Below are 9308 nucleotides of genomic sequence, written 5' to 3'. Positions count from 1 at the left end.
GACCGAGATAGATCTGCAGCGCAATCGCGGCAATGGCGACGCGAAACAGCACCAGCACCAGCGGGGGGAGTTCCGCCACCGCGATGCGCGCGAAGAAGAACGAGCCGCCCCAGATCGCGCCGAGCAACAGGAGTTGCCCCCAATCCTTGAGCACCATCGGCCCGCGTGGTGCGGATGTCGCGGCCATTGCCATGTGAGTCGCCCTCCCAGACGTATGCCAGTCAGGCAGAAGCCATATCCGGTTCGGAGACAAGGGCCACCCGAAACGTGATTGAGGCAAACGCCTGCCGCCAAGACCTAGCGCCCCAGCGTCAGCCGTACGAGACACAGAATTGTTTTCATTAGCCGCTAGCTTGGATTAATTGTGCGCAGGCTAGATCAAGGATTCGTCGATGCAGCGATTCGAGAATGCCCGCGAGGCGGCACTGGCGCTTCGCCCGGACGATCCCGTCTATTGCTTCCGCCCGCAGGTGCTGATGGCGGATGCCAGGCAATTCATGGGCATGTTCCCGGGCAAGACCGCCTATGCGGTCAAGACCAATGGCGAGCAGATCGTGCTGAAGACGCTGGTCGAAGCCGGCGTCAAGGCTTTCGACGTCGCTTCGCCGGGCGAGTTCGCTGCCGTGCGTGCCGTCTCTCCCGATGCCGAGATGCTCTACATGCATCCGGTCAAGGCGCAGTCGGACATCAAGCTGGCGCTGGAGAAATACGCCATCCGCGTGATTTCGCTGGATCACGAGGACGAGATCACCAAGCTGACGCGAGTGGTGCGGGCGCTCGACATCGATCCGGGCGCGATCAGCGTGTTCGTGCGGGTGCAGACCAAGGGCCATGCCGCTTACGAGCTGTCGAAGAAGTTCGGCGCCGGGCCGGCCTACGCCGTCGAACTTGCCGAGCGGCTGAACCGTACCGGCTACAAGGTTGGCCTGTGTTTTCATGTGGGCAGTCAGATCGAGGATCCCGACACCTATGAGCGGGCGCTGGCCTCCGCCGATTGGGTGCGCAACCGGCTGACCTTCGATATTGCCGGGCTCGACGTCGGCGGCGGTTTCCCCGCCGAATACGGCCATGACCCCAACCGCAAGCAGATCGAGATGCCGTCGCTCGGCCAGATCATGTCGCGGCTTTCGGGCGATCTGAAAGAGTATCAGTTCGACCAGATGCCGCTGGTGGCCGAGCCGGGCCGCGTGATCGTGGCGCGCTGCCTGTCGCTGATCGTGCGGGTGCTGCTGCGCAAGGGCAAGCGGCTCTACATCAATGACGGCATCTGGGCGTCGCTGTCGGATTCATGGACCGGAAAGATCACGCTGCCGGCCCGCTTCATTCCTGATCCGGCGATCCGCTCGCGCAATGGCGAGGAGAAGAACATCGTGCCGTTCAAGGTCTGCGGCGCGACCTGCGATTCCGTCGACATCCTGTCGCGGCCGTTCTGGCTGCCGGAAACGGTCGATACCGGCGACTGGATCGAGATCGGCCATATCGGCGCCTATTCGCTCTCGCTGCGGACCCGCTTCAACGGCTTTTACCCCGACACCTTCGTCGAGGTGACGACGCCGTTCGACGAGGGCGACGCGCCACAGGGGTTTGCCAGTTTGGAGACGATGGCGGATTAGGGAATAGGGAATAGGGAATAGGGAATAGGGAATAGGCACTGCTTCGGAGTAATTTTCTACTGCCTACTGCCTACTGCCTACAATTTCCCCAGCAGCTCCGGCGTCGGCCAGCCATCCACCGGCAGGCCTAGCCGCATCTGCTCCTTGCGGATCGCCTCGCGGGTGTTGGTACCCAAAATGCCGTCGACAGTGCCGACATCGTAGCCCCTGGCCTCCAGCTTGGTCTGCAGCGCCTTCATCTGCTCGTTGTTGAGGCCGGTCTCGGGATTGCGCGGATCGAACTGTTTTTCTCCCGCCAACCTGGCGGCGAGGTTGGCCGCGGTCAGCGCATAGGTGAAGGACTGGTTCCACTCGAGATAGACGTCGAAATTGTCATAAGCGAGGAAGGCGGGCCCCTTACGGCCCATGGGCAGCGCCAAGCCTGCCTTGAGGCCGTTGTCGACCAGCGGCGCGCCGCTGGGGTAGGTGACGCCCCATTGCGCCCACTGCGACAGCGGCAGCTTGTTGGTGCGACCGGTCTGGTCCCACGGCATGTCTTCGGGCACGCGGACTTCCTGGATCCAGGGCTGGTCGCGTTTCCAGCCGCGCGACAGCACTTTGTTGGCGGTGGTCATGATCACATCGGGCACGCTGCCGCGCAGGTCGATCTTGCCGTCGCCGTCGCCGTCGACGCCGCGTGCCAGATAATCTGAGGGCAGGATCTGCGTCTGGCCGATCTCGCCGGCCCAGGCGCCCCTGACATCGGCCGGCAGCACGCCGCGATCGATCAATTGCAGAAGCGGTATCAACTGAGGCCGAAACAGTTGCGGGCGGCGGCAATCATGCGACAGCGTCACCAGGGCGCTCAGCGTGTGGAAGTCGCCCTGCACGGCGCCGAAATCGGTCTCCAGCGCCCAGAAGGCGGCGATGATCGGCGCCTGAACGCCGAACTGCTGGTCGGCGCGGGCGAAGACATCCGCGTATTTCTTCATGTTCGCCGCACCTTGCTTCAGGCGATAGGCCGAGATCATGCGGTTGGAAAACTCGACAAAGGTTTGGGTGAAGACGCCCTGGGCGCGGTCGCGTGCCAACACCTTGTCGTCGAAGGTTGCCGCTTCAAGGGCGTCGAGACCGGCAGTGCCGACGCCGGCCGCCTTGGCTTCCGCGGCGACGCCCTGCTTCCACGTCTCGAAGTCGCCGCCGCATTCCTGCGCCATCGCCGGCAAGGCCGTGGCACACAGGGTCAGCGCAGCCGCGAGGACTTTGGAACGCAGTCGCATCAGCTTCCTCTCGAAACGAATAGCGGGCAGTTGTTGTGCTCCCCCCGGAGGCCCAACGCCCTGAATTGCCGGCGGTTGCACTTTTCACCGCTGGCTGTGTCGAAAAGCAGGCGGCAGGCCCGGTGTCAACGGTTCTTGTGCCGCAGCCCCTTATTCCGCCGGCTTCTCTGCCGTTGCACCGGTGTCAACAGTGTTCTGCGGAGCTTCTTATCTCGGACGGGCTCGCTGCCGTTGCGCCGGTTCAACGGAAGCTCTGCTGGAGTGATTGATCCAGGGCGGTGCTGCCGTTGAACCGGTTCAACGGAAGCTCTGCTGGAGTGATTTGATCCATGGCGGTGCTGCCGTTGAACCGGTGTCAACGGGTGTTCTGCCGCAGCCACTTGTTCCAGGTGGCTTCACTGCCGTTGAAGACGTTGATGTCGGCCTTGCCGGTCATGCCCGGAATGATCCCGGTTCCTGTGTACTGCCAGAATGTGAAGGGGTGGCTGCCGTATTTCTCACGTGGATGGCCGGCGACAGAACGCAGCCAGTACGGATAGCCGCGAAACCCCGCCAGGCCGTTGTCGTCGAAGAAGTCGACCGAGGTGTAGATGATCGGCTTCTTGCCGTAGTGGCGTTCGACGATCTCGAGGAAGGTGGTCATCTCCGCGCGCACCGTGGCGGCGTCGGGACGCAGCCTGCAGGTCGGCGATTGTGGGTTCCATTCCATGTCGAGGACCGGCGGCATCGCCGAGCGATCGACGGGGACGTTGCGGATGAACCAGCGCGCCTGCACGGCAGCCGGGGTGCAGAAATAGTAGAAGTGATAGGCGGCGCGGGGAACGCCCGTAGCTTTGGTCCGGGTCCAATGCTCGTTGAAGTATTCATCGAAGCGATCGCCGCCCTCGGTCGCCTTGATGAAGGCGAAGGAGATGCCGCTGGCCTTGGCCGCCGGCCAGTCGACCGAGGTCTGGTATTTGGAAACATCGGTGCCGTGGACGGCATAGTTCCACGGCGCGCCGCTTTCCCATTCATGCGGCTTGGAATCGGCAAAGCGCGGCGCCCGGACAGTGACCGTCGGGCTGCTCGACGCCGACGGCGACAGCGGCGAGAGATCGTCCACCGTCGAGCAAGCGCCAAGCAGCGCTAGCAGAATGAGGCCCGCAAGACGGCGCATCGCAATTCCCGAGCCGGATTCAGCCGGTCGCTGATGGGTCTATACCTGATGGCCAGCTTGTGATTGGGCCCCCTCCGAGCGATCGCCCCACAGCATCGCTCAGCATATCCTGTGATCGCCGATCATGGTTGATAATCCGTTGATGGCGCTCGACAAGCTTTGTGATTTGCGGAAGCAATGGCGGCAAATCGATGACATAAGGGTCGCGCAGAGCCGGAGGGAAATAAATGCGGATCGTGGTCAAGATCGTCAAATGGCTGCTTGGCCTGATCGTTCTGGCGGTCGCCGCGCTTTTTGCCTGGCTTTATATCGCGCCGCCGGAGTTGATCAGGGTCGGCTCGGGCTACTCGGCCAAGATCGTCTGTTCGAACGTCTTCATTGCCGGCCGCGATCCCAATGAGGTGCTCGCCGTCGACGTGCAGGCGCCCGGGCATCCCCTGCTGCGGCTAATGCGGGTCTCGGTGGACAAGAACAGGGGAACGGTGTCTGCCGGCCTGTTCGGTTTCCTCGGCAAGAGCGTCGCCGTAGCCCGCGACGGGCTTGGCTGCGCTTCGGTTCCGGACGGCGATGTCGGCAAGGCGCGGCGGACCGCGATCCAGGCCGAGCCGTCAGCAGCCACCAGGGGCGACCTGTGGCCGGAAGGCGAGCGGGTCGAGGCATCACAGGATCCGATTGTTGCCAAACTGCTTGACGATGCGGCGCTGACCGGCACCGGCATGCGGGCGGTGGTGGTGGTCAAGAATGGCCGCATCGTCGCCGAGCGCTATGGCGACGGCTTTTCCGCCAAGACGCCGCTGCTCGGCTGGTCGATGACGAAGACGGTGAACGCCGCCATCGTCGGTACGTTGGTCAAGGACGGCAAGATGGCTTTCGACGACAAAAACCTGTTCGCGCCGTGGAAGGCGGACGGCCGCGCCGCCATCAGCCTTGCCGAGATGATGGCGATGTCGAGCGGGCTGGAGTTCAACGAGGATTATGGCGACGTCGCCGACGTCACGCGCATGCTCTATCTCGAACCTGACATGGCGAGCTTTGCCGAATCAAAGCCGCTGGCGGCCGAGGTCGGCAAAGTGTTTTCCTATTCGAGCGGTACGGCGGTGATGCTGTCGCGCCTCTGGCAGGACGCGGTCGGCGACAAGGCCAAGGCGCTGACATGGCCGCGCACCGCCCTGTTCGAGCCGCTTGGCATGCATAGCGCGGTGCTCGAGACGGACGAGCAGGGCACCTTCGTCGGCTCGTCCTATCTTTACGCGACCGCGCATGACTGGGCGCGCTTCGGCCAGTTCCTGCTGCAGGGCGGGGTGTGGAACGGCAACCAGATCCTGCCAACCGGTTTCGTCGACTGGATGCGCGAGCCGGCATCCGCCTCGAAGGTCTACGGCAAGGGTCAGTTGTGGATCGAGGCCCCGGGCGATGAGGAAAACCCCGGCGCCGGCGTCGCGGCAGGCCTGCCCAAGGACACGTATTGGATGGAAGGCCATGACGGGCAGACGGTCGCCATCATCCCTTCGGAGCAGTTGGTGGTGGTGCGGCTAGGGCTGACGCCTGCCAAGTTCGGCTACCGGCCGCAGACGATGGTGGGGGCGCTGATCAAGGCGCTGCATTAGCGCGGCGCAAACTCTTTGCTATGCAGCTGTCGCCAATGGCTTGGCGCGGTCAACTCGCGCCCGCTCGTCGGGCGAGTTCATGACCTGCCAAAGATCGCTGCGGCGCTGGACGTTCAACCAGAAGTCCGGGCTGTTGCCGAACACCCGCGCCAGAATAAGCGCGGTCGCCGCCGTCACGTTGCGGCGGTCGTTGCACAATTCGTTCACATGCTTGCGCTGGACCCCCATCGCCTCGGCCAAAGCCGCCTGCGTCAGGCCAAGCGGCTGCATGAATTCTTCCGTGAGAATTTCGCCAACCGTTGCCGGCTTGCGTGCGGTCATCAACATGTTCTCACCTCATCTATAGCTGTGGTCGTCGAGATAGATGTCCGACGCCTCACCGCGGCCGCCGTCCCAGCGGAAGATCAGCCGCCATTGCTTGTTGACGCGTATTGAATGGAAGCCTTCGAGAATGCCGCGCAGCTTCTCGAAATGATTGCTGGGCGGCACACGCAAATCCTGATCGATCATCGCGTCGTCAATCATCTGGAGCTTGCGGAACAAACGGCTTTCGAGATCGGACGGAATGTTGCGAGAATGGGTGTCTTCCACGAAGAAGGCCCGCAGCCATTCATCCCTGAAGCCGATGATCACCACATGCTTCCATTCATGTGAGATAGTGTACCGCTCTCGGGGTCATAAGGCAACGTTGATCCAACGGATCGTGGCTGCTTCGCCTTTATGTGCCTTTCCCACGGCAATATTCAGGAAGTGATCTTGATAACCGCCAGCCAGGCATAGCCGCGATAAAGCGTGCGGAAACGGAAGCTTGCGCTGGTTCGCCGAGATTCCGATTCCAGCACTTCGCGCAACGATTCACGCGGCGCGACGTGGAATTTTTTCAGCCAGCCGCGCAGCAAGGTCCGGAACCAGCCGGGCAGGCCTTCCTGCTGGCCGAAATCGATGATGTGCAGCGAACCGTTCGGCGACAGGGCGGCAAGCGCTGCCGACACAGTTTTTTCCCAGCCGGGGATCATCGACAGTGAATAGGACACGAAGACACGGTCGAAGCTATTGCGTCCGAACAGCGCCCTGGCATCGAATGCCGTGGCGTCGCCCTGGGCGAGCGTGACACGATCGAGCAGGCCCTCGCGGGCAATCGCCGCGCTGGCCGTCTCCAGCATCTCGGCCGAAATGTCGAGGCCGAAGAAACGCGCGTCGGGATAGCGACGCGCGGCCAGGATGATGTTGCGGCCGGTGCCGCAGCCGAGTTCCAGCACGGTACCGCCGGCGGGCACATCGAGCCCCGCGATCAGCCGGTCGCGGCCGAGAAGATAGTATTTGCGTGTCAGGTCGTAGATGTGGCGCTGCCAGCGGTAGACGCCGTCCATCAGTTCGGCATGGTTGGCCTTGAATTCGGGGCTGGCCGGCAACTCGCTGGTGCTCATGCGGCGCACTTCACGTAGAGATGGAAGCCGCCATAGATGGCCGAGCGATCGCGGGCCGAAAATTCGCGCGAAGCCTGGTCCTGATAATCCCACTGGTCAAGCAGCGAGCTGGAGACACGGCCCGGCAACAGGCTGGGTTCGGCGGCGGTGCGGAAGATGACGCGGGCGCCGACTGAGGCGGTGCGGGTGATTTCCGCCCACAGCGCGTTGAGCTGGCCGTCGGTCATCCAGTCCTGCGCGTCGAGCAGGACGAAGCAGTCGACGGAGCCTGCATCCTTGCCGGCGAGGAACTCGATCAGATTGGCGTGGTGGATGGCGACGCGGTCGACATTGCCGCGGATGGTCTCGTAATTCTGTTTTTCGAGATAGGCGGGCAGGGCGGCCTCGCCGGGGTTCGGATAGCGCCGGGCGAAGGCCTGCCAGGCGAAGTAGTTGTTCTCCAGCGGAAAATCGCAAGCGAGCTTTTCCAGCCGGGCTTTCAGCACGCTGGCCATGGTGCCGTCGCCAGAAGTGATCAGCGAATCGTACTGCGCCGGCGGGATGCCGAGGCCGAACAGCGAAGCCTTGCGCGATGTCGCCCATTTCAAAAGCTTCTTGTCGAAGACCGGCGCCAGCTCCTCGTTGAAGAAGCGGCGCTGCTCGCCGATGTTCTTGGCCTGCATGATGCCGGCAGGGTCGACGCCGAAGAATTTTCCCGTGCGGTGGCCCATGGCGATGAACAGGCCGAGCAGGCCGGTCTGGTAGAAATTGCGGTCGAACACAGTGATGCGCCTGATGCCGCGCCAGTTGCGGCGCTCCCAGTAGTGACGGCTGACAGGATCGAGATGCGGCGCGATGAAACGATCATACGCTTTCGAATTGTGGCTGGTGTCGGCGGCGCCGAAGAAGCGGAACAGGTCGCCCTGCGATGGCAAATGGCGCACCGCCTCCAGCTTCATGCGGTTCAGCGCGATGTGCGCGGTGTTGAGGTCGACGGCGTCGACCCGGGCCGGCGAGCGGGTGAGGTAAGCCAGAATGTTGCAGCCGCCGGAGGCGATGGTGACGACGCGGTGGCCCTGGCCAAGCTGCATCGCCTCCATGTCGACCTCGGGGTCTTCCCAGATCTGCGGATAGACGAGGCCGGAGAACAGGAAGGCGAACAACCGCTCCGAAATGCCGGCCTTCGACAGCGGGCGGTTCTGGTAGACGGCAGGATCTGCGGAAACGTCCGTCATGGCAAGATGATTCCCCATTTGCTTTGCCGCAAGCGGGTAGCCCAGGGTCATGACAGGCCGGTGACAGCCTGTTGACGCCTCCTTACAACGGTAGCGCGTAAAATCAGTTGATACCTCCGCATCCGGCACCAACTTGCGCTGTCGAAGCCCATGAGACCGCCACGAACACGCCTCTTACCGCAAACCAGTTGCGCGCGCGTCATCCTCTCCAAGTGTGAAGCCCCATTGATACGGAGTGAGGCCGATCGGCACCTTGCTGTAGGATGGCATTGACGGGACGATCCCGGGCTTGAGTGACTGGTATCCCTCAAGATAGCCGTCGTTGAAGGTCTTGCTCGGGTAGGCAGGAATGTTCTTCACGATGGACATGGCGACTTCTCCTCAGAATGTTGCGGACATGCGCCTGCCTCTGGCTCGCCATGTCCGCGCCCGGCAAGCATCCTTCACCGCCGCCCGAATCCCCCCGGTGTCGGCGTCGTCAGGATGACGGCGTCGCCGGCCTGCAGCACGGTCTGGTCGCAGGCTTTCAGCACGTCGATTGTGCCGTCCTTGCGGCGGACTTTGGTCGAGCCGACCTCGCCATCGCCGCCCCCATCCAGCCCTTGCGGCGGCCGGTTGCGATGCGAGGACAGGATCGCGCATTCCATCTTTTCGAGGAAGCGGATGGTGCGCCTGGTGCCGTCGCCGGCGCTCCATTTGCCTTTGCCGCCGGATCCTTCCCGAATGTGGAAATCCTCGAGCAGAACGGGAAAGCGCAGCTCCAGCACTTCGGGATCGGTGAGGCGCGAATTGGTCATGTGGGTGTGGACGCCGGAGGTGCCGGCAAAGCCGCGGCCGGAATTCATCTGGCCGGCCGGCGAGCCGGAGCAGATCGTCTCGTAATATTGGTAGGTCTTGTTGCCGAAGGTCAGGTTGTTCATCGTGCCTTGCGCGTTGGCCATGGCGCCCATGGCGCCGAACAGCGCGTTGGTGACGTGCTGCGAGGTCTCGACATTGCCGGCGACGACGGCGGCGGGGTAGGCGGGTTTCAGC

The 9308-nt window shown here is 63.0% G+C and carries 10 protein-coding genes and 1 pseudogene; 2 read left to right on the top strand and 9 right to left on the bottom strand.

Annotated elements, in window-relative coordinates; translation table 11 throughout:
• Positions 1–193 (bottom strand): annotated as a pseudogene (locus EOC06_RS21655) (EamA family transporter); the annotation flags it as partial.
• Positions 194–392: 199 nt separating this feature from the next.
• Between EOC06_RS21655 and EOC06_RS21650 the strand changes: the two are divergent.
• Positions 393–1613 carry an alanine racemase gene (locus EOC06_RS21650; RefSeq protein ID WP_023813163.1) on the top strand — a complete coding sequence of 407 codons (1221 nt, stop codon included), beginning with the start codon at positions 393–395 and terminating at the stop codon, positions 1611–1613.
• A gap of 77 nt (positions 1614–1690) precedes the next feature.
• Here the strand turns inward: EOC06_RS21650 and EOC06_RS21645 are convergent, their stop codons facing one another.
• Complete coding sequence (locus tag EOC06_RS21645; protein WP_023813162.1) at positions 1691–2872, bottom strand: lytic murein transglycosylase; 1182 nt, start codon at positions 2870–2872, stop codon at positions 1691–1693.
• Between the two features lie 355 nt (positions 2873–3227).
• On the bottom strand, positions 3228–4028 hold the full coding sequence (locus EOC06_RS21640; protein WP_128308747.1) for a GH25 family lysozyme: 801 nt from the start codon (positions 4026–4028) through the stop codon (positions 3228–3230).
• Positions 4029–4255: 227 nt separating this feature from the next.
• Between EOC06_RS21640 and EOC06_RS21635 the strand changes: the two genes are divergently transcribed.
• Positions 4256–5635 carry a serine hydrolase gene (locus tag EOC06_RS21635; protein WP_128308746.1) on the top strand — a complete coding sequence of 460 codons (1380 nt, stop codon included), beginning with the start codon at positions 4256–4258 and terminating at the stop codon, positions 5633–5635.
• 18 nt (positions 5636–5653) lie between these two features.
• Here the strand turns inward: EOC06_RS21635 and EOC06_RS21630 are convergent, their stop codons facing one another.
• From EOC06_RS21630 to EOC06_RS43090, 6 genes are all read right to left on the bottom strand, one after another.
• On the bottom strand, positions 5654–5962 hold the full coding sequence (locus EOC06_RS21630; RefSeq protein ID WP_023813159.1) for a HigA family addiction module antitoxin: 309 nt from the start codon (positions 5960–5962) through the stop codon (positions 5654–5656).
• A 9-nt stretch (positions 5963–5971) separates the two neighbouring features.
• Positions 5972–6268 carry a type II toxin-antitoxin system RelE/ParE family toxin gene (locus EOC06_RS21625; RefSeq protein ID WP_127267190.1) on the bottom strand — a complete coding sequence of 99 codons (297 nt, stop codon included), beginning with the start codon at positions 6266–6268 and terminating at the stop codon, positions 5972–5974.
• Between the two features lie 110 nt (positions 6269–6378).
• Positions 6379–7062, bottom strand: a complete 684-nt coding sequence (locus EOC06_RS21620; protein ID WP_128308745.1) for a class I SAM-dependent methyltransferase — start codon at positions 7060–7062, stop codon at positions 6379–6381.
• The gene (locus EOC06_RS21615) at positions 7059–8327 is read right to left on the bottom strand and encodes a DUF3419 family protein (RefSeq protein WP_128308744.1); all 1269 of its coding nucleotides are present in this window, start codon (positions 8325–8327) and stop codon (positions 7059–7061) included. Before EOC06_RS21615 ends, EOC06_RS21620 begins: the two co-directional genes overlap by 4 nt.
• 123 nt (positions 8328–8450) lie before the next feature.
• Positions 8451–8645: a hypothetical protein gene (locus tag EOC06_RS21610; RefSeq protein ID WP_128308743.1), complete on the bottom strand. Its 195-nt coding sequence runs from the start codon at positions 8643–8645 to the stop codon at positions 8451–8453.
• A 74-nt stretch (positions 8646–8719) separates the two neighbouring features.
• The coding region (locus tag EOC06_RS43090) for a hydantoinase B/oxoprolinase family protein (RefSeq protein WP_245469881.1) at positions 8720–9308 on the bottom strand (589 nt) is incomplete at its 5' end.

It is taken from the genome of Mesorhizobium sp. M7A.F.Ca.MR.362.00.0.0, from assembly GCF_004023175.1.
In the GTDB taxonomy this organism is placed as follows: domain Bacteria; phylum Pseudomonadota; class Alphaproteobacteria; order Rhizobiales; family Rhizobiaceae; genus Mesorhizobium.
The sequence above is the reverse complement of the archived record's forward strand: the minus strand, read 5'-3'. Positions and strand labels throughout refer to the sequence as shown.

Coding starts and splice junctions, on each gene's coding strand:
- EOC06_RS21630 (WP_023813159.1), bottom strand. CDS start 5,962: ATGTTGATGACCGCACGCAAGCCGGCAACGGTTGGCGAAATTCTCACG.
- EOC06_RS21635 (WP_128308746.1), top strand. CDS start 4,256: ATGCGGATCGTGGTCAAGATCGTCAAATGGCTGCTTGGCCTGATCGTT.
- EOC06_RS21610 (WP_128308743.1), bottom strand. CDS start 8,645: ATGTCCATCGTGAAGAACATTCCTGCCTACCCGAGCAAGACCTTCAAC.
- EOC06_RS21640 (WP_128308747.1), bottom strand. CDS start 4,028: ATGCGCCGTCTTGCGGGCCTCATTCTGCTAGCGCTGCTTGGCGCTTGC.
- EOC06_RS21650 (WP_023813163.1), top strand. CDS start 393: ATGCAGCGATTCGAGAATGCCCGCGAGGCGGCACTGGCGCTTCGCCCG.
- EOC06_RS21615 (WP_128308744.1), bottom strand. CDS start 8,327: ATGACCCTGGGCTACCCGCTTGCGGCAAAGCAAATGGGGAATCATCTT.
- EOC06_RS21620 (WP_128308745.1), bottom strand. CDS start 7,062: ATGAGCACCAGCGAGTTGCCGGCCAGCCCCGAATTCAAGGCCAACCAT.
- EOC06_RS21645 (WP_023813162.1), bottom strand. CDS start 2,872: ATGCGACTGCGTTCCAAAGTCCTCGCGGCTGCGCTGACCCTGTGTGCC.